This is a genomic window from Thioclava sp. F36-7 (assembly GCF_002020075.1).
Lineage (GTDB): Bacteria > Pseudomonadota > Alphaproteobacteria > Rhodobacterales > Rhodobacteraceae > Thioclava > Thioclava sediminum.
Map to the genome: position 1 here is coordinate 278,111 of NZ_MPZR01000007.1, position 24,925 is coordinate 303,035.

21 protein-coding genes are annotated in these 24,925 nt (G+C 65.4%); 5 read left to right on the forward strand and 16 right to left on the reverse strand.

What is annotated here, in order from left to right; translation table 11 throughout:
- Positions 1 to 55: 55 nt before the first annotated feature.
- Entirely contained in the window at positions 56 to 1,171 is a 1,116-nt protein-coding gene (locus BMI89_RS14980) for a CaiB/BaiF CoA-transferase family protein (RefSeq protein WP_078571606.1), read from the reverse strand.
- Positions 1,171 to 2,391 (reverse strand): acyl-CoA dehydrogenase, encoded by a 1,221-nt coding sequence (locus BMI89_RS14985; RefSeq protein ID WP_078571607.1) that lies wholly within the window; start codon positions 2,389 to 2,391, stop codon positions 1,171 to 1,173. Before BMI89_RS14985 ends, BMI89_RS14980 begins: the two co-directional genes overlap by 1 nt.
- Before the next feature lie 134 nt (positions 2,392 to 2,525).
- On the opposite strand from BMI89_RS14985, the gene BMI89_RS14990 reads away from it, so the two are divergent.
- Positions 2,526 to 3,416 (forward strand): LysR substrate-binding domain-containing protein, encoded by an 891-nt coding sequence (locus BMI89_RS14990; RefSeq protein WP_078571609.1) that lies wholly within the window; start codon positions 2,526 to 2,528, stop codon positions 3,414 to 3,416.
- Here BMI89_RS14990 and BMI89_RS14995 read toward each other — a convergent pair.
- The 4 genes from BMI89_RS14995 to puuE all read right to left on the reverse strand — a co-directional run bounded on the left by BMI89_RS14995 (position 3,413) and on the right by puuE (position 7,434).
- Positions 3,413 to 4,540 carry a zinc-dependent alcohol dehydrogenase family protein gene (locus BMI89_RS14995; RefSeq protein ID WP_078571610.1) on the reverse strand — a complete coding sequence of 376 codons (1,128 nt, stop codon included), beginning with the start codon at positions 4,538 to 4,540 and terminating at the stop codon, positions 3,413 to 3,415. The two genes, BMI89_RS14990 and BMI89_RS14995, sit on opposite strands and share 4 nt — an antisense overlap.
- A gap of 76 nt (positions 4,541 to 4,616) precedes the next feature.
- Positions 4,617 to 5,105, reverse strand: a complete 489-nt coding sequence (locus BMI89_RS15000; RefSeq protein WP_078571612.1) for an ureidoglycolate lyase — start codon at positions 5,103 to 5,105, stop codon at positions 4,617 to 4,619.
- A gap of 80 nt (positions 5,106 to 5,185) precedes the next feature.
- Entirely contained in the window at positions 5,186 to 6,019 is an 834-nt protein-coding gene (locus BMI89_RS15005) for a bifunctional allantoicase/(S)-ureidoglycine aminohydrolase (RefSeq protein ID WP_078522089.1), read from the reverse strand.
- Positions 6,019 to 7,434, reverse strand: a complete 1,416-nt coding sequence (puuE, locus tag BMI89_RS15010; RefSeq protein ID WP_078571613.1) for an allantoinase PuuE — start codon at positions 7,432 to 7,434, stop codon at positions 6,019 to 6,021. The genes BMI89_RS15005 and puuE overlap by 1 nt, the downstream gene beginning before the upstream one ends.
- Positions 7,435 to 7,648: 214 nt before the next feature.
- Between puuE and BMI89_RS15015 the strand changes: the two genes are divergently transcribed.
- Positions 7,649 to 8,077: a hypothetical protein gene (locus tag BMI89_RS15015; protein WP_078571615.1), complete on the forward strand. Its 429-nt coding sequence runs from the start codon at positions 7,649 to 7,651 to the stop codon at positions 8,075 to 8,077.
- Here BMI89_RS15015 and glpK read toward each other — a convergent pair.
- On the reverse strand, positions 8,071 to 9,561 hold the full coding sequence (gene glpK, locus BMI89_RS15020; RefSeq protein ID WP_078571616.1) for a glycerol kinase GlpK: 1,491 nt from the start codon (positions 9,559 to 9,561) through the stop codon (positions 8,071 to 8,073). The two genes, BMI89_RS15015 and glpK, sit on opposite strands and share 7 nt — an antisense overlap.
- Positions 9,562 to 9,582: 21 nt before the next feature.
- Entirely contained in the window at positions 9,583 to 11,142 is a 1,560-nt protein-coding gene (glpD, locus tag BMI89_RS15025) for a glycerol-3-phosphate dehydrogenase (RefSeq protein WP_078571617.1), read from the reverse strand.
- A 314-nt stretch (positions 11,143 to 11,456) separates the two neighbouring features.
- On the opposite strand from glpD, the gene BMI89_RS15030 reads away from it, so the two are divergent.
- On the forward strand, positions 11,457 to 12,380 hold the full coding sequence (locus BMI89_RS15030; protein ID WP_078544972.1) for an aldose epimerase family protein: 924 nt from the start codon (positions 11,457 to 11,459) through the stop codon (positions 12,378 to 12,380).
- A 37-nt stretch (positions 12,381 to 12,417) separates the two neighbouring features.
- Here the strand turns inward: BMI89_RS15030 and xylB are convergent, their stop codons facing one another.
- Positions 12,418 to 13,854 carry a xylulokinase gene (gene xylB, locus BMI89_RS15035; protein WP_078571618.1) on the reverse strand — a complete coding sequence of 479 codons (1,437 nt, stop codon included), beginning with the start codon at positions 13,852 to 13,854 and terminating at the stop codon, positions 12,418 to 12,420.
- Positions 13,855 to 14,010: 156 nt separating this feature from the next.
- Between xylB and BMI89_RS15040 the strand changes: the two genes are divergently transcribed.
- Together BMI89_RS15040 and BMI89_RS15045 are read left to right on the forward strand one after the other, a co-directional pair.
- On the forward strand, positions 14,011 to 15,039 hold the full coding sequence (locus BMI89_RS15040; protein WP_078571620.1) for a cation transporter: 1,029 nt from the start codon (positions 14,011 to 14,013) through the stop codon (positions 15,037 to 15,039).
- Between the two features lie 142 nt (positions 15,040 to 15,181).
- Entirely contained in the window at positions 15,182 to 17,104 is a 1,923-nt protein-coding gene (locus tag BMI89_RS15045) for a DEAD/DEAH box helicase (RefSeq protein WP_078571622.1), read from the forward strand.
- A gap of 78 nt (positions 17,105 to 17,182) precedes the next feature.
- On the opposite strand, the gene BMI89_RS15050 is transcribed toward BMI89_RS15045, so the two are convergent.
- The 7 genes from BMI89_RS15050 to urtB all read right to left on the reverse strand — a co-directional run bounded on the left by BMI89_RS15050 (position 17,183) and on the right by urtB (position 24,909).
- A complete protein-coding gene (locus tag BMI89_RS15050) occupies positions 17,183 to 19,432 on the reverse strand; it encodes a VWA domain-containing protein (RefSeq protein ID WP_078571659.1) in 2,250 nt (749 codons plus the stop codon).
- On the reverse strand, positions 19,419 to 20,216 hold the full coding sequence (locus BMI89_RS15055; RefSeq protein ID WP_078571624.1) for a CbbQ/NirQ/NorQ/GpvN family protein: 798 nt from the start codon (positions 20,214 to 20,216) through the stop codon (positions 19,419 to 19,421). Before BMI89_RS15055 ends, BMI89_RS15050 begins: the two co-directional genes overlap by 14 nt.
- A gap of 58 nt (positions 20,217 to 20,274) precedes the next feature.
- Positions 20,275 to 21,318, reverse strand: a complete 1,044-nt coding sequence (locus tag BMI89_RS15060) for an aliphatic amidase (protein WP_078522100.1) — start codon at positions 21,316 to 21,318, stop codon at positions 20,275 to 20,277.
- A gap of 71 nt (positions 21,319 to 21,389) precedes the next feature.
- On the reverse strand, positions 21,390 to 22,082 hold the full coding sequence (gene urtE / locus BMI89_RS15065) for an urea ABC transporter ATP-binding subunit UrtE (protein ID WP_078540369.1): 693 nt from the start codon (positions 22,080 to 22,082) through the stop codon (positions 21,390 to 21,392).
- Positions 22,082 to 22,828 (reverse strand): urea ABC transporter ATP-binding protein UrtD, encoded by a 747-nt coding sequence (urtD, locus tag BMI89_RS15070; RefSeq protein ID WP_078522102.1) that lies wholly within the window; start codon positions 22,826 to 22,828, stop codon positions 22,082 to 22,084. Before urtD ends, urtE begins: the two co-directional genes overlap by 1 nt.
- Positions 22,829 to 22,839: 11 nt before the next feature.
- Positions 22,840 to 24,012 (reverse strand): urea ABC transporter permease subunit UrtC, encoded by a 1,173-nt coding sequence (urtC, locus tag BMI89_RS15075; RefSeq protein ID WP_078522103.1) that lies wholly within the window; start codon positions 24,010 to 24,012, stop codon positions 22,840 to 22,842.
- Positions 24,013 to 24,015: 3 nt separating this feature from the next.
- A complete protein-coding gene (urtB, locus tag BMI89_RS15080) occupies positions 24,016 to 24,909 on the reverse strand; it encodes an urea ABC transporter permease subunit UrtB (protein ID WP_078522104.1) in 894 nt (297 codons plus the stop codon).
- Between the last annotated feature and the right edge of the window lie 16 nt (positions 24,910 to 24,925).

Genomic DNA, 24,925 nt, shown 5'->3' on the forward strand with positions numbered 1-24,925 from the left:
GGCGCTGCCCCCGCGCTGACGCGCCCCCCGGGATATTTCCACCAAGAGGAAGAGGCTAGTCGGCCTTTAGCTTCGGGGCAGGTTTCGGATCGGCAAGCGGCGTGTCCGAGAAGCGGATCGGCGTGCGGATGCCGGGGATGCCCTCGGCCTCGACCCGCATACCGCGCGCCTCAACCTGCGGGTCGGCGAAGACCTGATCGACGGAGTTGATCGGCCCCGCGGGGACCGTGGCTTTTTCGAGCGCGGCGAGCAGATCGGCGCGCGGCCATTGGGCGAGCGTAGGCAGAAGTGTCTCACGCATCGCAGCGCGATTGGCGACGCGGGCCTCATTCGTGGCGAAGTCCGGGTTGGCTGCGAGGTCGAGGTCCAGCACCTCGCAAAGCCGCCGGAACTGCCCGTCATTGCCGACCGCGAGGATCAGGTCGCCATCCTTGGCACTCACGACCTCGTAGGGCGCGATGTTGGGATGGGCATTGCCCAGACGCTGCGGCGCGTTGCCGGTCGCGAGGAAGTTCATCCCCTGATTGGCGAGCACGCCCACCGCGCAATCCAGAAGCGCCATGTCGACCAACTGCCCGCGCCCGGTGCGCGCCCGCGCGGCTAGTGCCGCCTGAATGCCGATCACCGCGTAAAGCCCGGTGAAGATGTCGGCGAAGGCGACGCCCACCTTTTGCGGCTGGCCTTGCGGGTCGCCGGTCAGGTCCATCCAGCCCGCCATGCCCTGGATCAGGAAGTCATAGCCCGCGCGGCTGGCATAAGGCCCGTCCTGCCCGAAGCCGGTGATCGAGCAATAGACGAGACGCGGATTGATCGCCGAAAGGCTCTCGTAATCGAGCCCGTATTTCTTGAGGCCGCCGAGCTTGAAGTTCTCGATCACGACATCGGCGTCTTTCACCAGATCGCGCACGATCTTCTGCCCTTCCTCGGTGCGAAAATCTGCCACGACCGAAATCTTCCCGCGATTGGTCGCGTGGAAATAGGCGGCAGAGCGCCCCTCCGGCCCGTCGCCTTCGCGGGCGATGAAGGGCGGGCCCCAGCGGCGGGTATCGTCGCCTTCGGGCGCTTCGACCTTGATCACCTCGGCGCCGAGATCGGCCAGCACCTGACCGGCCCAGGGACCGGCCAGAATGCGTGCCAGCTCGACGACTTTCACACCTTCCAGCGGGGCCATCAGAAGAAGGCCTGCAGGCCCGTCTGCGCACGCCCCAGGATCAGCGCGTGGACGTCATGGGTGCCCTCGTAGGTGTTCACCGTCTCGAGGTTGACCATGTGGCGGATCACCTGAAACTCGCCCGAAATCCCGTTGCCGCCATGCATGTCGCGGGCCATCCGAGCGATATCCAGCGCCTTGCCGCAATTGTTGCGCTTGATGAGCGAGATCATCTCGGGCGCGGCGTCGGCCTCGTCCATCAGACGGCCGACTTGCAGCGCGGCTTGCAGGCCCAGTGTGATCTCGGTCTGCATATCGGCGAGCTTCTTCTGGAAGAGCTGCGTCTGCGCCAGAGGTTTACTGAACTGCTTGCGGTCGAGCCCGTATTGCCGCGCGGCGTGCCAGCAGAACTCGGCCGCCCCCATCACGCCCCAGGCGATGCCGTAGCGTGCGCGGTTGAGACAGCCGAACGGACCTTTCAGCCCCTCGACGTTCGGCAGCAGCGCGTCTTCGCCGACCTCGACACCGTCCATGACGATCTCGCCGGTGATCGAGGCGCGGAGCGACAGCTTCTGCCCGACCTTCGGCGCGCTCAGTCCCTTCATGCCCTTCTCCAGCACGAAGCCGCGGATCTTGCCGCCATGGGCTTCGGACTTCGCCCAGACGACGAAGACATTGGCGATCGGCGAGTTGGTGATCCACATTTTCGAACCGGTGAGGCGGTAGCCGCCTTCGGTCTTCTCGGCGCGGGTCTTCATGCCCGCCGGGTCTGAGCCCGCATCAGGTTCGGTCAGCCCGAAACAGCCGATCCACTCGCCCGAGGCCAATTTCGGCAGGTATTTCTGGCGCTGCTCCTCCGAGCCATAGGCGTAGATCGGATACATCACGAGGCTGGATTGCACCGACATCATCGAGCGGTAGCCGCTGTCGACCCGCTCTATCTCGCGCGCGATCAGGCCGTAGGACACATAGCCAGCGCCGATCCCGCCATATTCCTCGGGGATCGTGGCGCCAAGCAGACCCATCTCGCCCATCTCGCGGAAGATCGAAGGGTCGGTGGTCTCACTCTCGAAGGCCTCGATCACGCGCGGCTGCAGCTTGTCCTGCGCATAGGCGCGGGCCGCATCGCGCAGCATCCGTTCGTCTTCGCTCAGCTGGGTTTCGAGACGCAGCGCGTCGTCCCAGGTGAACTTGCCCAGATCGGGGGCATCCTTGGCTTTGAGCGTGGGGCGGTCGGTCATGGCGGGTCCTCGGAGGCTGTCTTTCGTTGCGTCGGACTCTAGGGATCGGGGCGCGCGGCGCAAACGATTAAATTTGCGAAGATGATGAGTTTTGCGCATGATCCAGCGAACCACAGTGGAGCACCCTCGCGACCATGCGCAAGAGCTATACCCCGACGATCAACGAGCTGCAGGCCTTCGCCGCCTGCGCGCGCTTCGGCACAACGACACGGGCGGCGGCGGAGCTGAACCTGACGCAATCGGCGGTGTCGCGCTCGCTCGGGACGTTGGAAGAGCGGCTGGGCGTGGCGCTGTTCGACCGGGTGCGCAAGCGGCTGTCTCTGTCGCCGGCGGGTCAGGTTTTCCTGACGCAAGCCGAAGAAATTCTGGGCCAGATCGACCGTGCCGCGATGGGGGCGATGGCTTTCGGAGGTGCGCGGGCGGTGCTGCGCATGGCGGTATTGCCGAGCTTTGCGCGCTCGTGGTTGATCCCGCGGCTGGCGGGCTTCGAAGCCGCGCAGCCGGAGGTGAGCCTCGATCTGAGCGCGCGGCTCTTGCCCGTGGAGTTCGAGCATGAGCCTTTCGATTTGGCGATCATGCGCTCAAGGCATGAACCGGCAGGGGCGGAGGTCGAAAATCTGGTGGCGGAGGAGTTGATCGTCGTGGCCGCGCCGAACCTGATGGCGGGGCGTGCGGCGCTGGAAGATGACGCGCTACTGGCCTTGCCGTTGTTGCAGCAATCGACGCGCCCGACGCTCTGGCTCGACTGGTTTCGCGAAAGCGGGCGCGACGCGCGGCACATCCTGCGCGGCGCGCGGTTCGATCATTTCGACATGATCCTCGATGCGGCGAGCGCGGGGATGGGGATGGGGCTGGTGCCCGCGATCATCGCCGAAGGGGCGCTGGCCTCGGGGCGGCTGGTCCAGGCGACGCCGCGCCGGTTTGCCACGGGCGAGAATTACGCGCTGATCCTGCCCGAGCGCGCGCGGGAGGCGCCGCATGTCAGCGCCTTCCGCGATTGGTTGCGGGCCGAGATCGGCGCTTAGTCGAAGACGATGACCTGCCGGATCGCCTCGCCCGCCGCGAGCCGCTCGAAGCCTTCGTTGATCTCTTCGAGCTTGAGTCGATGGGTCATCAGGTCCGGGATCGGCAGTTGCCCCTGCACCATCATCTGAGCGAAGCGCGGAATGTCGCGGACCGGCACGCAGGAGCCCATGTAAGAGCCTTTCAGCGCGTGCTCATTCGCGGTCAGCGACACGGCGGGGATTTTGAACTCCGCCTGCGGATTGGGCAGGCCCGCCGTGACGGTGGTGCCGCCGCGCCGGGTGATGGAGTAGGCGAATTGCAGCGCCGGGGCCGCGCCGGCCAGCTCGACCGCGAGATCGACGCCGCCGCCGGTGAGGTCGCGCAGCTTTTGCACCGCGCCCTCTTCGGTCGGGTCGATCGCATGGGTCGCACCCAGTTTCAGCGCGAGGTCGCGTTTATCCGCGGCGAGATCGACGGCGACCACGGTGCGCGCGCCCGCCGCAACCGCGCCCAGAAGCCCCGCAAGGCCGACGCCGCCAAGCCCGATGATCGCGCAGCTTTGCCCGGTCTTCAGCCCGCCCGAATTCAGCACCGCGCCGACGCCGGTCAGCACCGCGCAGCCCAGAAGGGCCGCCTGGTCGAGCGGGATCGATTTGTCGATCTTCACGCAGGACGCCTCGGAGACGACTGCGTAATCGGAAAACGCCGAGACGCCGATATGGTGGTTCACATGCTCGCCTGCGACCGAGATGCGTTTCGACCCGGTGATCAGGCTGCCCTTGCCCGCAGCGACGGCGGCAGGCTCGCAAAGCGCAGGCCGCCCCTCGGCGCAGGGCACGCAATGGCCGCAGGACGGCGCGAAGACGAGCACGACGTGGTCGCCCGGCGCGAAGCGAGTGACATACGGGCCGACCGCCTCGACCACGCCAGCCGCCTCATGGCCGAGCGCCACGGGCATGTCGCGCGGGCGATCGCCGTTGATGACGGACAGGTCGGAGTGGCACAGGCCCGCAGCCGACATCTTGATGAGCAGCTCGCCGGCGCCGGGATCGTCCAGCTCGGCCTCGACGATCTCCAGCGGCTTGCTGTCGGAATAAGGGCGCGCTTTGCCCATTTCGCGCAGAAGTGCGATCCGCGTTTTCATTCTTGCTCCTCCCCAAAACGATTTGGCGCAGCTTGGGAAAGTTCCGCGGAAGTGTCCATGCCCCTTTGACGAAGGGTCAGGCGATGACGGTGAAGGGGGTGTCCAGAGGATGCTCTTCGAGGTTCGCGCTCTCGCCGATCCGGTCGACTACGGCGAAGAGACCGGGCGCTGCGAGCGGCGTGAGCACCCCGTGCCAGGTGCCGCGATGGAGGTTGATCCCCTGCGCACCATTGGTGAGAAACGCGCGCGGCGTGCCGGGTTTACCATCCGCATCGGGGGCGACGATCACGAGGAACGGGTCCGCGCTCATCGGAATGAAGGCCTGCGAGCCTTCGGGGTGCCGCTCCAGCAGATCGCAGAGATAAGGCAGCGCGCGCGGCTCTGCCTTGAAGATCGAAATGCCGGCGCGACCGCCCGTCTCCGCCCCGAAATCGAGCTGCGCGCGGTCGTGATAGCGCCCGCAGAGCCCCGCATTGATGATCTTGTCTGGGTCGCCTGCGGCGTCGAGCACATCGCCGAAGGGCGCGAAGGCCTCGGGCGTGAGCGGTTCGGCTTTGATCTGCATCGCGGGCCTCCGGTTGCGCGGGAAAGAGAGGGGGCGCTGCCCCCTCACCCCCGGGATATTTCAACCAAGCCGAAAGGGGATCAGCCCGAGATGGGCGAGCCGAGCTTCGGGTGGCGGTTCACGTCCTTGTAGAGCAGGTAGCGGAACGGGCGGCGGCCCGCGGCGTAGCAGGCTTGCGGGCAGAAGGCGCGCAGCCACATGAAATCGCCCTCTTCCACTTCGATCCAATCTTGATTGAGCAGGTAGACACCCCGGCCCTGCAGCACGAAGATGCCATGCTCCATGACATGGGTTTCCGCGAAAGGGATGGTGCCGCCCGGCATGAAGGTCACGATATTGACGTGCATGTCGTGGCGCAGATCGTTCGGATCGACGAAGCGCGAGGTCGACCAGTAGCCCGAGGTGTTGGGCATCTCGAGCGGCGGCTTGTCCTGATCGGCGGTGACGAAGCTTTCCGGCGCGTCGATGCCGGGCACGCGCTCGTAGCGTTTGCGGACCCAGACGAAGGTGCCGGGCGTATCCTGATCGTTGGCGACCGACCATTGTGCGCCCGGCGCGAGATAGGCGTAGCCGCCCGCGTCCAGCTCATGGCCGACGCCCTCGATCACGAGGCGGATGTGACCGGCGAGCACGAAGATCACGCTTTGACCCTCGGGGTCGGGTTCGGGATTGTCCGAGCCGCCGCCCGGCGCGACTTCGACGACCAGCTCGGCAAAGGTCTCGGCAAAGCCGGAGAGCGGACGGGCGAGCACCCAGGCGCGAGTGTTTTCCCAGCCCGGCAGCAGCGAGATGGTGATGTCGGACAGCACCCCGCGCGGGATCACCGCGTAGGAAGTGTTGAATTGCGCGCGCTCGCGGGCGCGCTGGTTCTGATCGGGCAAACCGCCCGTCGGGGCGTAATAGGTGTATTCCATCAAAGGTCCATGGCGTTCAGGCGATGCCACGCGATCCGCTCGACCTGCTTGCAGGCCTCACGGAATTCCGTCTCGCGGTCTTGGTCAAGCCGGCGGCGGAAGGCGTGGAGGATTGACGCCTTGGTATTGTCTTTTACGGCGATGATGAAGGGGAAACCGAATTTTTCGCTATAGGCAGCGTTGAGCCCCTCGAATGTGGCGCGCTCTTCATCGGTCAGCGCATCGAGCCCGGCGCTGGCCTGCTCGGAGGTGCTTTCTGCGGTGAGGCGCTTGGCCTGGGCGAGTTTGCCCGCGAGATCGGGGTGCGCGGTCAGCACGCCGAGGCGTTCGGCCTCCGAGGCCGAGCGGAAGATGCGGGCCAGCGCCGAGGCCACGCCCTCGAGGCAATCATGCGCCGGACCGAGCTCCAGATCGAAGGCACGCTGCGCGATCCAGGGCGAATGTTCGTAGATGCCGCCGAAGGCTTCGACGAAGCGCTCCCGGCTCATCTGGCTTGGGCGCTCGCGGCGGGTATGCGGGTGGGTCGCAGCCCAATGCGCGGCGATCTCTCCCCGGGTCGCAAACCAGACGCCCTCATGCGAAAGCGCGTAATCGAGGAAGCGCTTCAGCCCCGCCACCTTGCCGGGCCGTCCGATCAGGCGGTTATGCAGGCCGACCGAGAACATCTTCGGCGCGCCGTCCAGCCCTTCGGAATAAAGCATATCGAAGCTGTCCTTGAGATACTGGAAGAACTGCTCGCCCTCGATATAGCCCGGCGCGGTGGCGAAGCGCATATCGTTGGCCTCCAACGTGTAGGGGATCACGAGTTGGTCCCGGGTGCCGACCTCGAGCCAATAGGGCAGGTCATCGTCATAGGTGTCGGAGATCCAGGCGAAGCCGCCCTCTTCGGCAGTCAGCCGCACCGTGTTGGCCGAGCAGCGCCCGGTATACCAGCCGCGCGGGCGTTCTCCGACGACTTCCGTGTGCAGGCGGATGGCTTCGGCGATCTGGCGGCGCTCTTCGTCTTCCGCCATGTCCTTGTGCTCGACCCATTTGAGGCCGTGCGAGGCGATTTCCCAGCCCGCCTCTTTCATCGCGGCGACCTGTTCGGGGGCGCGAGCCAGCGCAGTCGCGACGCCGTAGATCGTCAGCGGCACGTTCAGCCCGGTGAACAGCCGATGCAGCCGCCAGAACCCTGCGCGCGCGCCGTATTCGTAGATCGACTCCATGTTCCAGTGTCGCTGGCCGGGCCATTGCGCGGCGCCCGCGATATCGGACAGGAACGCCTCGGAGGCCGCGTCGCCATGCAGGACGTTGTTCTCGCCGCCCTCTTCGAAATTGAGCACCATCGAGATCGCCACGCGCGCCTCGCCCGGCCAATGCGGATCGGGGGTCGTGCGGCCATAGCCGCGCAGGTCGCGGGGGTAGCGGGTCATTAGGTGGCTCCTGTCATCGGGTCGGATCGGGACAAGAAAGAGCAAAACGCGCGAAAGGGAAAGCCCTCTCTCGGCGTTGAAGCCTCTCTCGGCGTTGAAGAGGGCTTGGCAGGCGGGGCACAGAATCGTTGCGCGATTTGAGGGCCCTTGGCATGATTTCGGGCATCAAGACATTGCGTACCCTGCCCTTTCCGCTCTGCCCGGAGGCCCTCCCATGCGCCAATTGCTTCGTCTTATAGCCATCATCCCCCTGCCGCTTATTGGATATCCCGGCCTGTCAGCCGCACAGGACTGGACCCAGATTGCGGCCTACTCTGCCTTCATCGGCCCGCAGGATATGCGGAATTCGAAGGGCGCGGCCCTGAGATCGCTCGGTGCGGCCTTGCAGCAGGATCGGGCGAATTTTCATCGCTTCGGGCTAAGGGATGCGCGCGACGAGTCCGATCCGGTCTTCGCGGATCGCGCCTCGCGGGCGCGTATCCCCGCGATGGTCGAGGCGGGCGGCGATACGCGGGGCAGCTTCACGCAAATGGTCCGCGCGGGGCAGCCCTTCGGCGTTTACGTCTTCGTCTGCGGCTACGGGCGCACCCCGTCTGTGATCTATATCGCCGGCTGGGGCGAAGATCACTCGGGCTGCTACTGAGTGATCGAGATCGCCGCGGCGACCGCCTTTTTCCACTCTGCATATCGCGCTTCGCGCTTGGCCTTGTCCATCTCGGGCGCGAAGTTGCGATCCAGCGCCCAGCCCTTCGCGAACTCCTCCGGCTCGGGATAAATCCCCGCCTTGTAGCCCGCGAGCCAAGCCGCGCCGAGCGCCGTGGTCTCCAGCACTTCGGGCCGGTCGACCGGAGCCCCGAGGATGTCGGAGAGGAACTGCATCGCCCAATCCGAGGCCGTCATGCCACCGTCGACGCGCAGGGTCGGGCGCGCATCGTCGGACCAGTCGGCCTGCATTGCCTCCAAGAGGTCGCGGGTCTGGAAACCCACCGACTCCAGCGCCGCGCGGGCGAACTCGGCCGGGCCGGAGCTGCGGGTCAGGCCGAAGACCGCGCCACGGCAGTCGGGGTTCCAGTAGGGCGCGCCGAGGCCGGTGAAGGCGGGCACGATGATCACGTCCTGCTCGGGGTCGGACTGCTCGGCCAGCGCCTGGGTTTGATCGGCGGCTTCGATGATCTTCAGCCCGTCGCGCAGCCATTGCACGACCGCCCCCGCGACGAAGATCGAGCCTTCGAGCGCGTAGGTGACCTTGCCGTCGAGCTGGTAGGCGATGGTCGTCAGCAGGCGGTTCTCCGAGCGCACCATTTGATCGCCGGTATTGAGCAGCGCAAAGCAGCCGGTCCCGTAGGTCGATTTCAGCATACCGGGCTTGAAGCAGGCCTGCCCCACGGTCGCCGCCTGCTGGTCGCCCGCGACACCAAGGATCGGGATTTCCGCGCCGAAGAGATCGGGGTGCGTCACGCCGAACTCGGCCGCGCAATCCTTGACCTCGGGCAGCATCTCCATCGGGACGCCGAGCTTGGCGGCAATGGTCGTCGACCAGCGGCCCTTGGCGATATCGTAAAGCATCGTGCGCGCGGCATTGGTCGCATCGGTGACATGTGATTTGCCACCCGTCAGTTTCCAGATCAGCCAGCTGTCGATGGTCCCGAAGGCGAGCTTGCCCGCCTCGGCGGCCTCGCGCGCGCCGTCGACATTCTCCAGAAGCCAGCGCAGTTTCGTAGCCGAGAAATACGGATCGACGATCAGCCCGGTGCGCGCGGTCACGGTGTCCTCGAACCCGTCCTCGCGCAGCGCGCGACAAAATTCGGCGGTGCGGCGGTCCTGCCAGACGATGGCGTTGTGGATTGGCTTTCCGCTCTCGCGGTCCCAGACCAGCGTCGTCTCGCGCTGATTGGTGATGCCGATGCCGGAGATGTCGGAGGCCTCGATCCCGGCTTTCTCGATGGCCCCGCGCACGGTCGCCAGCACGCTGTCCCAGATTTCCTCGGCATCATGCTCGACCCAGCCGGAATGCGGGAAGTGCTGCGTGAATTCCTGCTGCGCGCTCGCCACCGGGCGCAGCGCATCGTCAAAGACGATCGCGCGCGACGACGTGGTGCCTTGGTCGATTGCCAGAATGTAGGTCATGAAGTCCTCCCGTTTCGCGCGTCAGCCTGCGTGCTCCTCCAGCCACGCGGCGACAGAGTTGACCTGATCGGCATCGAGCCGCAAGCCCAGCTTGGTGCGCCGCCAGATCACGTCCTCGACCTTGCGCGCCCATTCGCGATCGACGAGCCAGCGCAGTTCGGCCTCGGTCAGCGTACTGCCGAAATCGTGGCCCAGATCGCCCAGCGCCTTGGCATCGCCGAAGATGTCCCAGGCCTCGGTGCCGTAGTGGCGGATCATCCGCTCGGCCCATTTGCGATCCACGAAGGGGTAATCCTGCGAGAGCTTGGCAATTTTGGCGCCGACCTCTTCGGGGGCGAAATCGCCGCCCGGAAGGCGCGCGCCTTTCGTCCATTGACCGCCCATGCCCGGCAGATGCGGGCGCAGCTTGGCGAGCGCATCCTCAGCCAAACGACGATAGGTGGTGATCTTCCCGCCAAAGACGTGCAGCGCCGCGGGTTGGCCTGCGGGTGCATCGAGCGAGAGCACATATTCGCGCGTCGCCGCCGTGGCGGAGCTTGCGCCGTCCTCGTAGAGCGGGCGCACCCCGGAATAGGTCCAGACCACGTCGTCGGGCGTGACCTCTTCCTTGAAATATTCGGACGCAAAATCGCACAGGTAATCGCGCTCAGCCTCGGTGCATTCGGCGGCGAGCGGCGAGTCCTCATGGGCGGCTTCGGTCGTGCCGATCAGAGTGAAGTCCTGTTCATAGGGGATCGCGAAGATGATCCGCCCGTCCGCGCCTTGGAAGAAGTAGCATTTGTCGTGATCGTAGAGCTTGCGCGTCACGATATGGCTGCCGCGCACGAGGCGGATATGCTCGCGGCTGGCGCTGCCCATCGTGCCTTTCAGGATCTGCTCGACCCACGGGCCACCGGCATTGACCACGGCGCGGGCCATATGTTCCTCGCGCCCGTTCGGCCCTTCGGTCACGATCACCCAATGGCCGCCGTCGCGATGCGCCTCGACTACCTTAGTCTGCACGCGAATGTCGGCGCCATGCGCCTCGGCGTCGCGGGCATTGAGCACGACGAGCCGGGCATCCTGCACCCAGCCATCGGAATACTCAAAGGCATGGGTGAAGCTGTCCTTCAGCGGCGCGCCTTCCGGGGCGTTGCGCAGGTCGAGCCGCTTGGTGCCCGGCAGCAGCCCCTGCCCGCCCAGATGGTCATAGAGGAACAGCCCCGAGCGGATCATCCAGGACGGGCGCTTGCCCTTCATCCACGGCATGACGGTAGAGAGCATTTTCGAGACCGGTGTATCGCTCTCGAAACGCATGTCGGCGCTATAGGGCAGCACGAAACGCATCGGCCATGAGATATGCGGCATCGCGCGGATCAGCACTTCGCGCTCGGACAGCGCCTCGCGGACCAGCTTGATCTCGAGATATTCGAGATAGCGCAGCCCGCCATGGAACAGCTTGGTCGAGGCCGAAGAGGTCGCCTGCGCAAGATCGCCCATCTCGGCCAGACGCACCCGCAGGCCCCGTCCGGCCGCGTCGCGCGCGATCCCGCAGCCGTTCACCCCGCCGCCGATCACGAAGAGATCTACTGCTTGTGGCATTTTGCGTACTCCCGCTAGCGCCTGTCGCTTGTGCACCAAAAGGCGCGTTAACTTTCGTTATTGCCAGATATAATGAATTTTCGCGCAAAATCGAGCATGAATACCTCTGCACACAAGATTCCGCGTGCTCATCACGAAACTTTTAAGGAACAATTGCGTTGAGTATGATGTGGCTCGGGATGTGCGGCCCGCGCCCAAAGCGCTGAAAGTGGCGATGTAGCTAACTCGCCTCAGGTATTGATCGAGATTAAAGTCATAACGTGAAGAGAGGGTTACGCTAGGTTAGCCTCGTCGAGAAACGGACAGGACACAGCATGTTCGATCACGAATCAGAACTGGAGATCGGGCTTGCATCAGGGATGCTGGTGCGCATCGATCCAAAGGGCGCGCGACTGACAAGCGTTGTACTGCCCAGCGACGACGGTCCGGTCGAGCTTCTCATCGGCCCCGACCCGAAACAGAAGACACGCGATTTCCACGGGGCGACGATCGGGCGCTATGCCAACCGCATCGCCGGAGCGCAATTCACGCTCGATGGCGAGCAGTTCCAGCTAGATGCGAACGAAGGCGGGAACTGCCTTCACGGCGGTGGCAAGGGGTTCGACCAATGCGACTGGACCGTTGTCGCGCATTGGATCAACGCGGCGACACTGCGGCTCGAAAGCCCGGATGGCGACCAGGGCTTCCCCGGAAATCTCGTCGCGGAGGTGAGCTTCGCGGTATCGGACCCAGAAACTTTGAGCATCACTTACCGCGCGTGCTGTGATCGCGCTTGCCCGGTGTCTCTGACCTCGCATGGGTATTTCAATCTCGCGGGCGGCGGCTCGATCGCCGATCACCGACTGAAGCTCAATGCCAAACAGGTTCTCGAGGTTGATGGCGAGAAACTCCCCGTAGGCGGGCCGCGCGACGTGGCTGGCACGCGCTTCGATTTCCGCGAACCGGCCCCGGCGCTGGGGCCCGATGGCGCGGGCTTCGACCACAATTTCTGCACCGGCTCCGGCGGGATGCGCGAGGTGGCGGTGTTGAGCGATCCGGCCTCCGGACGCAGCATGACCATGCTGAGCAACCAGCCCGGATTGCAGGTCTACACCGCGCCGTCCGGCGACAGCTTCAACGCGATCTGCCTGGAGCCGCAAGCTTGGCCCGATGCGCCCAATCGCCCCGAGTTCCCCTCGACGATCCTGCGACCGGGCGTGGAATATGTGAACCGGATCCGTCTGCAATTCTCGAGCTGATCTCCGCGCCGATCGCTACCGCGCGGCGCGGGATCGGTCAGGTCAAACCCCGCAGCGCAGTACCGGCTTGACGGTAGCGGTCGTAACCTTCGTCGAACGCCTCGCGCAACGCGGAGACCGGCTCGATCGTCGCGGCGATCTCGGGCGGGCTCGCGATATCCAGCCCACCGCCGGTCGCGGCCATCATCCCAAGCCTCGCCGCCCCGAACGCGCCGCCATAATCGCCCGCCACCGGCAGGGCGACGGGCGTGTCGAGCGCGGTCGCGATCGCCTCGCACCAATAGCGCGAGCGCGTACCGCCGCCGACGCCCAACAGCGTCTCGATCCGGGTGCCGGTGCCCGCCAGCGCATCGCGGCAGTCGCGTAGCGCGAAGCTCACCCCTTCCAGCACGGCCCGCGTGGTCGCGGCGCGATCGGTCGCGTGCTCAAGCCCGATGAACGCGCCGCGGATCGCCGCATCGTTGAGCGGCGTACGCTCGCCGCCGAGATAGGGCAGGAACCGCGCCTTGCCCGGCGCCTGCAGCGGGCCGAGGCCTTCGGTCAATTCCTTGGCGTCGCTCTCCAGAAGCCGCGCATACCAGTTCAGCGCGTCGGTCGCCGCCAGAACCACGCCCATCTGGTGCCATGTCTGCGGCAGGGCGTGACAGAAGCTATGCACCGCGCTCGCCGCATCGGGGCGATAGCCGTCATCAGCGGCGAACAGCACCCCCGAGGTGCCGAGCGAGACGAAGGCCTGTCCGGCCGCCACGACGCCCACGCCCACGCCCGACGCCGCGTTGTCGCCCCCGCCGCCCGCGACGACGACGCCTTCCGGCAGACCGAAGCGCGCCGCGATCTGCGGGCGCAGCGTGCCGGAGACGTCCGAGCCCTCGACGAGGCGCGGCATCTGCTCGCGCCGCATCCCGGTCGCCGCCAGAAGTGCATCCGACCAGTCGCGCGCGCCGGTATCGAGCCAGCTCGTCCCGGCGGCGTCGGACATCTCCGAAGCATGCTCTCCAGTCAGCCAGAGCCGCAGGTAGTCCTTCGGCAACAGCACCTTCGCCACTTTCGCGAAACGCTCCGGCTCGTGCTTGGCGATCCAGACGAGCTTCGGCGCGGTGAAGCCGGGGAAGACGATATTGCCGCTGATCTCTCGGAATTGCGGATCCGCATCGAGCGCCGCCGCCTCGCGATAGGCGCGGGTGTCGTTCCACAGGATGCAGGGCCGCAGCACCTCGTCCTGCGCGTCCAGCAACGTCGCGCCATGCATATGACCCGAAAGCCCGATCCCGCGCACCGCCGACAGATCGTGCTGCGCGAGCGCGCCGAGCACCGCCTCCATCGCCGCGATCCATTCGGCGGGGTCCTGTTCCGACCAGCCCTCGTGCGGGCGCGACACGGTGAGCGGATGCGTCGCCTCGGCAACCACGCGCTGCGCCTCGTCGATCAAGAGCCCCTTCAGCCCCGATGTGCCCAGATCCAATCCGATAAACATGCTTGTCCTCCCGCGCGCAGATTGGCGCCGACACTAACGTCTCTGTTGGGCATGTCGACTCCCCAGCCCTCTGCAGAGGCGCTCGGCCATCGCGCCCTTAACGGAACCGTGAGCGCGCAGCGCGGTTGCCTTTCGAACAGCGACCCCGGAGCCTTCATGATCGCCTCACTTTCGACCCCGCTTCTGCTCGGCGTCTTCACCCTCGCCGGGCTGATCGTCGTCATCTCTTCCATCAAGGCGACCGGGCTGGCCGATGTGATCGCGGATCGCACGCGGATGGGCGAAGCGCTGGCGGGCGGGATCGTGCTGGGGGCCGCGACCTCGCTGTCGGGGATCGTCGTCTCGGTCTCGGTCGCCGCACAGGGCGATGCGAGCTTCGCCTTTTCCAATGCCGTGGGCGGAATCGCTGCGCAGACCTTCTTTCTGGCGCTCGCCGACATGCTGCACAGGCGCGCCAATCTCGAACATTCCGCGGCAGAGCCTGCCAACCTCTTTCAGGCGGTGATGCTGATCGTGCTGCTGTCGATCCCGCTCGCCGCGACCGCCGCGCCCGACTTCGCGATCTGGGGGATCAGCCCGGCCTCGGTGGTGCTGTTCCTCGCCTATCTCGGCGGCACGAAACTCGCGACCCAGGTGTCGGAAACGCCGATGTGGAAACCGGTCGAGACTCGCGAGACGCGCCATGACGAACCCGAAGACGAGGAGGAAGCGAACCGCTCGCCGCGCGGGCCGATCATCGTCTTTGTGGGCCTCGTCGTCATCATGGGCCTCAGCGGATGGGTCATTTCGCAAGCCGGGCAGGAATTCGTCACCCGCTTCAGTCTCAGCTCCTCGCTGGTGGGCGCGCTGCTGACAGCGATCGTGACCTCGCTGCCCGAACTGGTGACGACGCTGACGGCTGTCCGTCGCGGTGCGTTGCAACTGGCCATCGGTGGGATCATCGGCGGCAACACCTTCGACACGCTGTTCCTCGTCTTCTCGGATGGGGCCTATCGTGACGGCTCGCTGTATCACGCGGTCTCGATGTCGGACCTCTACTGGCTGGCGACGGGGCTGATGATGACGGGCGTGCTGCTCGGCGGGCTGATCCTGCGCCAGAAGGACGGGCCGGCCCGGATCGGGATCGAGAGCCTCCTGCTGGTCGCGATCTACGCCTCGGCGGTGGTGCTGCAAGTCCTCGCCTGACCAAGAATTATTGCCCATAGCGGGCGGATTCCCCAAATAGGCAATATACATTTGCCGCAGGGACCGTTATGCAGGCGCCTTCCGCACGGGCTGCCAGAGCAGAGCGGCCCGTCCCTTACGTCATTGCTTGGACGACTTTCCGATGATCCCCTCCCTTTCCGCAGCGCTCGCCGAGCGCGGCTACGACACTCTCACTCCCGTGCAGGACGCGGTGACCGATCCCGCGCTGGAGGGCAAGGACCTGCTGGTCTCGGCCCAGACCGGCTCGGGTAAAACGGTCGGCTTCGGTCTCGCGATCGCGCCGACCCTTCTGGGCGAGGCCGAAAGCTTCGGCCCGGCTGGCACGCCGCTTGCACTCGTTGTGGCCCCCACGCGGGAACTCGCCTTTCAGGTCATGCAGGAATTGCGCTGGCTCTACGGCAAGACCGGCGCCATCGTCAGCTCCTGCGTCGGCGGCATGGACCCGCGGCAGGAACGCCGCGCCCTCGAACGCGGCACCCATATCGTGGTCGGCACGCCCGGTCGCCTGAGCGACCATATCCGCCGCGGCGCGCTCGATCTGAGCGACATCCGCGCCGTCGTGCTCGACGAGGCCGACGAGATGCTCGATCTGGGCTTCCGGGAAGACCTCGAATTCATCCTCGGCTCCGCCACGGAAGAGCGGCGCACGCTGCTGTTCTCGGCCACCGTCTCGCCGATGATCGCGAAGCTGGCCGAGCAGTTCCAGAACGACGCGCAGCGCATATCGACGATCAACACCGCGCAGCAGCACTCCGACATCGCATATAAGGCGCTGAAGGTTGCGGCCTCGGATAGCGATCATGCGATCTTCAACCTGCTGCGCTTCCACCATGACGAAAGCGCCATCGTTTTCGCCAACACCCGCGCGGCGGTGAATCATCTTAGCGCGCGTCTCGGCAATCGCGGCCTCTCGGTCGTGACGCTGTCGGGTGAACTGAGCCAAGCCGAACGCAGCCACGCGCTGCAGGCGATGCGCGACGGGCGGGCACGGGTTTGCGTGGCGACCGATGTGGCCGCGCGCGGGATCGACCTGCCGAACCTGAGCCTCGTGATCCATGCCGATCTGCCGCAGAACACCGAGAGCCTGCTGCACCGTTCGGGCCGGACGGGTCGCGCCGGGCGCAAGGGGATGTCCGCGCTGATCGTGCCGCCGCGCATGGTCAAACGCGCCGAACGTCTGCTGAAATTCGCGAAGATCAACGCCGAATGGACCGTGCCGCCCTCGGCCGAGTCGATCATCGCGCGCGATGAAGAGCGCCTGCTGACCGATCCCGATTGGCGCGAGCCGGTCAGCGAGGATCAGGCGGCGTTTGCGCGCAAGCTGCTCGACCGGCACGGGGCCGAGGCTGTCGCCGCCGCCTTCCTGCGGCTGCAGCAATCGCGTAATGCCCCGCCCGAAGACCTTCTGCCGCCCGACACCAAGGGCCAGTCCGAGCGTCAGGAATTCGGTCCGAGCCGCTGGTTCACGCTCTCGGTCGGGCGCAATGACCGGGCCGAGCCGCGCTGGCTGCTGCCCTTGCTGCGCCGCCATGCCGATCTCGACAAATCCTCGATCGGTGCGATCCGCGTGCGCGATGACGAGACCTTCGTCGAGATCGCCGAGAAGAGCGTCGCGAAATTCGCGGCCTCGCTTGGTCCCGATGGCGAGCTCTCCGATGAGATCAAGGCCCGCGCCCTGAACGGCGAACCCGATTTTGGTCCGCCGCCGAAAAAACGCCGCGCAGACAAGCCGCATGGCAAACCGGATCGCGGTGATCGTGGCGAGCGCCCAAACAAGGCGCCCCATCGCAAGGGCCCGCCCAAGGCGCCGCGCGACGATGCCCCGGAGGAGAGCGCGAAGACCAGCGGTTGGAGCCCCGACGACGAGGCCGTGTTCGCAGCCCTCGCGGAAATCTCGCCGAAGAAGCGCAAGCCCAAGCCCGAAGGCGGTGCCGCCCCGAAGGGCAAAAAGCCCCGCGCGAAATATGCAGGTACCGGCAAAGGGCCGCATCCGGGCAAAGGCGGAAAGCCCAAGCCCGGCGGCCCGAAGAAGCCGCGCAAGTGATGGAATTATTTTGCAAAAGGCCCGCAGCGACGCGGGCCTTTTTCATATGCTCTCAGAAGCGCCGGGGTCAGCGCCCCGTTACCGGGTCAGCCTGAGATAGAGCGACAAAAGCTTGTCCGGCAGCGTGCTCAGCTCGTCGATCTGGATGAACCCGTTGCGCCCGAAAATCGCGGCCTCCTGCTCCTTGTTTCGCGGCCCGAGCCCGACGCAGAAGACATCGATCCCCAGCGCGCTCAGGCTGCGAACGGCGCGCTGCGCGTCGCGGACAAGATAGTCCGGATCGGGCGAGTCGATATCCGAGGGCTCCCCGTCGGTGATCAAGAGCAGCAGGCGACGATGCCGCGGCACCTGCGCGAGGTCCTTCCCGGCATGGCGCAGGGCGGCCCCGAGCCGCGTCGAATAGCCCGGCTTCAGGCCCGACAGCGCCGAACCCGCCTCTTCATCCAACGCATCGGAGAACCGCTTCACCGCAACGACGCGCACGTCTTCGCGCCCGGCCGAGCAGAAGGCGTTGATCGCGAAAGGATCGCCGATTTCGTTCATCGCATGGGCGAGAACCGCCGTCGCATCGCGCTCCATGTCCAGAATGCGGTGCTGTGTTCCGGGGACGAGATCGGCCGTCGATTGCGAGATATCAAGGAGCAGGCTGACCGCGAGATCGCGCGTCGGCGGGGCCTGCCGCTCGTAGAGGCGATGATCGGGGAACTCGCCTGCCCGCAAGGCCGTCGCCGCCTCGATACAGGCGTCGAGATCGAGAACTTCTCCCTCCGCCTGCCGTTTCTCCCGGCGCGCGCGCCCGATTTGCGCCGAGCGCACGAGACCGGTGATGCGCGACAGAAGCGGCCCCTGCGCGTCCTGCAACTCCTGCCAGAAGCGGCGATTTCCCGGCGTCGCGGGGTACTCCTTGACCACCGTCCAGTTGGCGCGTTCCCGGCCGATCTCGTAGTCGTATTCGGGATAGGAGGCGACCGCCCGCCCCTCTTCGGCCGCCTCGGTGACGGGGGCGACTTTCTCGACCCTGTCGCTTTCGGTCTGCTCCTGCTGTTGCGATTGCTTGCCCGCGCCCGGGGTCGGCTCGGAGCGGCGAAGCTGCACAGTGTCGACCTGAACCTCCAGGGTCTGCGCCTCTTCCGGGGGCGGTTCGTCGAGGGCCCACAGACCGAGATTGTCGTCGCGATAGGCGGGCTGAACCACGTAATCCTTCGCATTGAACTGCACGCGAAGCTGCCCGAGATCGTTGCCCAGCAGGTTGCCGATCTCGCGGCTGATCGCCGGATCGGCCCAGCGCTCGCGCGCCTCCATGAACATCCGGCGGCCTTTTTGCACCCATCCGTCGGGATCGTCGAAATCGGGATCGATCAGCGCCCGCGCCAGCCGCGCGAACAGGCTGGGCGCGGTCGGCAGCCCTCCGGGTTGGGCGACGTGAAACCCTTGCCAGAGTCTGCGCAGCCCGGGCATCTCCTGCGCCGCCAGTTCCTCGACCCGCGCATCCTCGATCAAGGACACGACCGCCATCTGCAGCGGCTTGAGCTGCCCGATTTCGAAACGGGTTTTGGTGAAGTTGATATGCGCCCCGATATGGGCGAGCGCGGCGCGAAACAGGGGCTCCGTCTCGCCGCGATAGCCGGGCAAGCTGGGCGGCACGAGGATAACATTGCCCGCGAAGGACACCCGCCGCGCGGCTTTCTCTCCCATGCCCGTGGGCGCGACGCGCAGCGGCGGGGTCGCGCCGGAAATCGCCGTGAGATAGGCCCGCAACCGGCGCTCGTGATCGTAGAAGCTTTGCTCTCCGCTTTCGTGTTCAAGCGCGCGCTGCGCCTCGGCGGTCTGCAAGGAGAAATAGGCGCTTCGCTTGTCGGCATCGCGCCCCGCCAGACGCAATCCGGTCGCAACCCAGTCCTCGAGCGCCTGTTCGGTGAGCCGCCCGACAAGCCGCTCCATGTTGTCGAGAAAGGGATACACGGACTCCGGCGCTTGCGTGGTAATCCGCGTCATCAGCGCGACCCACGCGGTGAACGCCTCCGGCTCGTATCTCTGCGCGACCGTGTCCGCCGCAGCGCAGACGCGCTCCGCCGCGCGGGGCGAGACCCGGATCGCGACATGGGACACGAGCTTTGCCAAGGCGATCGTCGGCCCCGCCCCGAGTTTCGGCGCCAGAGCCAGAGAGCTACGCTCATAGGCGCGGGGGACCGTCCGCCCGTATCCCGCGCCCCGCAGCCGCTCGCGCGCCCGCAGCCAGTCGGCTATCTCGGGCGCCGAGAAGGCGCTGCGGATCGCGCCCGGCAGGTCAGGGGTGGCTTCGACATTCATGCTGTCAGGCACAGGCATCGACGACCGCATCGAGCGCGCCGCGCATATCCGGGTCGTCCGTGATGGGAACGATGATCGCATGTTTGCAGGCGTCGGTCAGCGTCATGCCCGTCTTTATGAGGCGACCGGCATGGATGAGCATCCGCGTGGACGCCCCTTCCTCGAGCCCCTGCCCGCGCAGATGCCGCGACTTCTCGGCGATCTTCACCAGCTTGTCGGCGATGTCGGCAGAGACATCCGCCTCGGACGCCACTATGGAAGCCTCGACCGAAGCCATCGGATAGGTGAAATCGACCGCGCTGAAGCGTTGCTTCGTGGATTCCTTGAGGTCCTTGAGAACGCTCTGGTAGCCGGGATTGTAGGAAATCACGAGCTGGAAATCGGGATGCGCATGGACCAGTTCACCCTTTTTCTCGAGCGGCAAAATCCGGCGATCATCGGTCAGAGAATGGATTACGACCGTCGTGTCCTGACGCGCCTCGACCACCTCGTCGAGATAGCAGATCGCCCCGTGACGCACCGCCATCGTGAGCGGCCCGTCCTGCCAATGCGTGCCCTCGGGGCCGAGCAGGAAGCGCCCGACAAGATCCGAAGCGGTCATGTCCTCGTGGCAAGACACCGTGATGAGCGGCTTGCCCAGACGCCAGGCCATATGCTCGACAAAGCGGGTCTTGCCGCAGCCGGTCGGCCCCTTGAGCATCACCGGCAACCGCGCCGCATAGGCGGATTCGTAGAAGGCCACCTCGTCGCCGCTCGGGTGGTAGGTCGGCTCTTCGTCAAGCCGGTACTGATCGATCGTCATAGAAGATCCTCGCGTTTGATTGGCCGGCGGATGTCTCCGCCGGCCCTGCTCGCCTGCCTCACCGGTGAGTGGGGTCGGACTTTTCGTTGGGGATACCGTCGATCGGACATTCCTCGGTGCCGACGGTCGAGCGGGTCATCGCCTCGACCATCTCGCGCGTGCCTTCCGGATCTTCCGCCCATTTGGTGTAGAAGTCGTAGGGGCACTCGGCGAGACCGTTGGTGTCGTCACCCGAGTTGATCATGCCGGTATAGCCACGGTGCACGAGCTTGAAGAGGTGGTTCTGGCTCTGCATGTTCTTGCGCGCATCGCGGATCGCCGAGACCGAGAGCTGGCCGTATTGGATGCCGTATTCCTCTTCGCCGCATTCGCCCAGCGTGCGGCCGTCGAAGCCGACGATGGCCGAGTGGCCGAAATAGGAATAGACGCCGTCGAAGCCTGCCGCATTGGCGACGGCGACATAGGAGTTGTTCGCCCAGGCCATCGCCTTGGCCATGATCACCTGCTGGTCCTTGGCCGGATACATGTAGCCCTGGCAGCGGATGATCAGTTCGGCACCCTTCATCGCGCAGTCGCGCCAGATCTCGGGGTAGTTGCCGTCATCACAGATGATCAGGCTCATCTTCATGCCCTTCGGGCCTTCCGAGACATAGGTGCAGTTGCCCGGATACCAGCCCTCGATCGGAACCCAGGGCATGATCTTGCGGTATTTCTGGACGATCTCGCCCTCGTTGTTCATCAAGATGAGCGTGTTGTAGGGCGCTTTCTTCGGGTGCTCTTCGTGGCGCTCGCCGGTCAGCGAGAACACGCCCCAGACATTGGCTTCGCGGCAGGCGGCGGCGAAGATTTCGGTCTCTTCACCCGGCACCGACGAGGCGGTCTCGTACATCTCGGTCTCGTCATACATGATGCCGTGGGTCGAGTATTCGGGGAAGATCACCAGATCCATCCCCGGCAGGCCCTTCTTCATGCCTTTCACCATGTCGGCGATCTTGTGGCAGTTCTCGAGAACCTCGGCCTTCGTGTGAAGACGCGGCATCTTGTAGTTGACGACGGCGACGCCCACGGTGTCGGCGCTGCTCGAAATATCTCCATGATACATGTTGTTACCTCTGCTGTTGGTGGAGTTGTCGAATGCCTTTCCGGTTGATCCGGAAAAGCGGGTTTATGGGGTCAGATCGCCATGTGTTTGGTGACCGTTTCCTCGGTGAGATCCGCGATCGCGCCATCGGCCACGACGCGACCGTTCTCGAGCATCGTGAAGTTCTGCGCGGCACGGCGCGCAAATTTCACGTTCTGCTCGACAAGGAGGATCGTCAGTCCGAGTTCGGCATTGAGGCGGATGATGATGTCCTCGATCTGCTCGACGATATTGGGCTGGATGCCCTCGGTCGGCTCGTCCATCAGGAGGACCTTGGGGCCGCTTGCGAGCGCGCGGGCGATGGCAAGCTGCTGTTGCTGACCGCCCGAGAGCACGCCCCCGGGCCTGTCGAGATTTTCCATCAGATAGGGGAAGATCTTCGGGACGATTTCGGGAATGGCGCGCGGGCCCTGGGCCGCGAAGCCGCCCATCAGGATGTTCTCGCGGATCGTGAAATCGGGGATGATCATCCGGCCCTGCGGCACATAGGCGATCCCGGCCCGCGCGCGCCGGTAGGTGGCGTCGGCGGAGATGTTCTGCCCGTCGAGCACGACATCGCCGCTCTGGCGGTCGGTCAGCCCAAGAATGGAGCGCAGCAGCGTGGTCTTGCCCACGCCATTGCGGCCCAGAACGGCGAGGATCGTACCGCTCGGCGCGCTCATCGAGACGTCGTGCAACGCCTGGCTGCGGCCGTAGAAACTGTCGAGGTTGCTCAGAGAAAGCATCAGTGAATCCCTCCCGAACCGAGATAGGCTTCGCGCACCTTTGGATCGGTCTCGATCTTTTCCATCGGGCCCTCCGCGAGCAGCTTGCCCATGTGCATGACCGTGATCCGCTCGGCGATCTTGCGCACGAACGCCATGTCATGCTCGACCACGAGGATCGTGTGGCTGCCCTTCATTTCGTTGATGATTTCGGCGGTGCGGAAGGTCTCCGCATGGGTCATGCCCGCAGTGGGTTCATCGAGAAGGATGACCTTCGCCTGCTGCGTGATCAGCATCCCCAGTTCCAGCCATTGCATCTGGCCGTGGGACAACTCGCCCGCGACCGTATCGAGCACCGGCTCTAGCCGCGTCATCGCGATCACGTCCTCGACCCGCGCCCGGTCCTCCGCCACCATGTGCAGGCGAAGGTTGCGGAACACGCCGGGCTCTCCCGAGGCCGCGACTTCGAGGTTCTGCCGAACGGTCAGATCGCGGAAGACGCTCGGGATCTGGAACTTCCGCCCGATCCCGTGCCGCGCGATGATGTGCTCGGGGCGGTTGGTGATGTTCTCGCCAAAGAGATGGACGCTGCCTTGGGTGGAGGCGGTCTTGCCGCTGACGAGATCCATCAGCGTGGTCTTCCCGGCGCCGTTGGGGCCGAGGATGACCCGCAACTCGCCTTTCTGAACCACGGTGGTGAACCCGTCCACGGCCTTGAACCCGCCGAAATCCACTGTCAGCCCGTCGATCGTGAGTGCTTCATTCATGTCCGTCTCTCCTATTCCGCGGCTTTCGGGGCCGTCTCTGCGGGCGTGCCCTTCCGGCGGCGTTCGAACCGCCCCAGAAGATCGCGCGCGATGCCCGCAAGCCCGTTCGGCAGGTAGAGAACGACGAGGACGAAGATCCCGCCGATGATCAGCTTCCACGCTTCCTTGAAGATTTCGGTCTCGCTGACCGTGGCCTCGACCGTGTTGATCAGGATCGCCCCGATACAGGCGCCCAGCAGCGAGTTGCGCCCGCCGACCGCGGCCCAGACAACCATCGAGATCGAGAAGCCGATATCCATGAAGCTCGGCGAGGCGAATTCGGCGGCGACCACATAGAGGAGCCCCGCGAAGCCCGCGATCCCGGCGGAGATCGTGAAGAAGAAGATCTGATAGGCCGCGACGTCGTAACCGAGATAGCGTGCCCGGGTCGGATCATCGCGCGTCGATTGCAGGATCAGCCCGGCCCGTGTCGAGACCAGCCAGCGGCCCAGCAGAAGCACGACCGTGAGCGAGACGGCGACGACGTAATAGGTCTCGACCATATAGGGGTCGAATTCGAACCCGCCGATGGTCAGCCAGCCCAGATCGGTCAGCCCGTTGAACCCGTTGGTGATCGGCTGCGCGTCGATGAGCAGCAGCCGCACCAGAAGCACGAGCGCCAGCGTGATGATCGCGACATAGACGCCCGAGACGCGCAGCCGGAAGATCGACGAGGACAGCACGAAGGCGACGATCAGCGGGATCACGATCGACATCGCCATGCCGAACCATTGCGACTGGAACGGGATCCAGAGGAACGAGCCCTTGTTGATGCAGCACAGATCGGTGACGGCCCCGGGCTCTGCATTCCAGAGCATGAAGTCCGGCACCGGTTTGTCCGAGCCCTGCTGCAGGCTGGTGGCGCTCATCAGCTTGAGCGACATCGCCGTCATATAGGCGCCGAGGCCGAAGAAGAGCCCCTGCCCCAGATTGAGGATCCCGGCATAGCCCCAGGACAGCGCGATCGCGATGCCGAGCATGCCGAAGACGAGATATTTGGCGATGCGGTTGAGCCAGAACACATCGTCGATCACCAGGGGCGCGCCGAGAACCATCACGATGAAGACGGCATAGACGGCCCAGTCGGCATGACGCTGAAGACGGCTCGTGGAGCTGGGAAGTGTGGAGGACGTTTCGCTGGACATCGCTTACCTCGACTTGAAGGAGAACAGGCCGCGCGGGCGCCACAGGATCAGGGCGATGACCACCGCGAAGACGACGGCGCGGGCGATGATGTCGTTGGACGCCAAGGCGACGATGCCGTTGATCTGTCCGAGAATGCCCGCGGCGAGGATCGTTCCGAGAAGGCTGCCGACCCCTCCGACCACGACGACGAGGAAGCCATCGACCACGACGGATGCGCCCATCTCGGGCATGACCGTCTTGAAGCCCGCGAGCAGCACACCGGCGATCCCGGCGAGGCCCGAGCCATAGGCGAAGGTCAGCGCCGAGACGCGGCGCACGTCGATACCGCAGGCGGCCGCGATCTGGGGATTGCGCATGATCGCGCGCACCTGCACGCCCATCGGCGTCCGATACATCAGCCACCAGGTCAGCCCCGCGAGCATCAGCGTCACGACGATGATGAATGTGCGATAGGGCTGGATCGTCATACCCGCCACGTCGATCGGCTGGGTGAGGAAGGCCGGGACCGTCATGTTCTGAAGCCCCGGGCCGAGCCCGTCGATATGGATGCCGAAGAAGCTCAGGCCGAATTCGAGGCGGATCAACTGTTGCAGCAGGATTGCCACGCCCCAAGTCGCGAGCAGCGTGTCGATGATCCGTCCGTAGAGCCTTCGGATCACCAATCGCTCGATCACGAGTCCCACGAGCCCGGAGGTCACGAAGGCCAGAGGCAGCGCGAAGAACAGGTTGAGCCCGAGATGGAGCCCGGCGAGCACCGCCGTATAGGCCCCGATCATGACAAGCTCGCCATGCGCCATGTTGATGACGCCCATCGCGCCGTAGGTGATCGACAGGCCAAGGGCGATCAGCAACAGGATCGAAGACAGGGACAGGCCGATGAAGATGATGTCAGACATAGAAAATTCCGCCTCG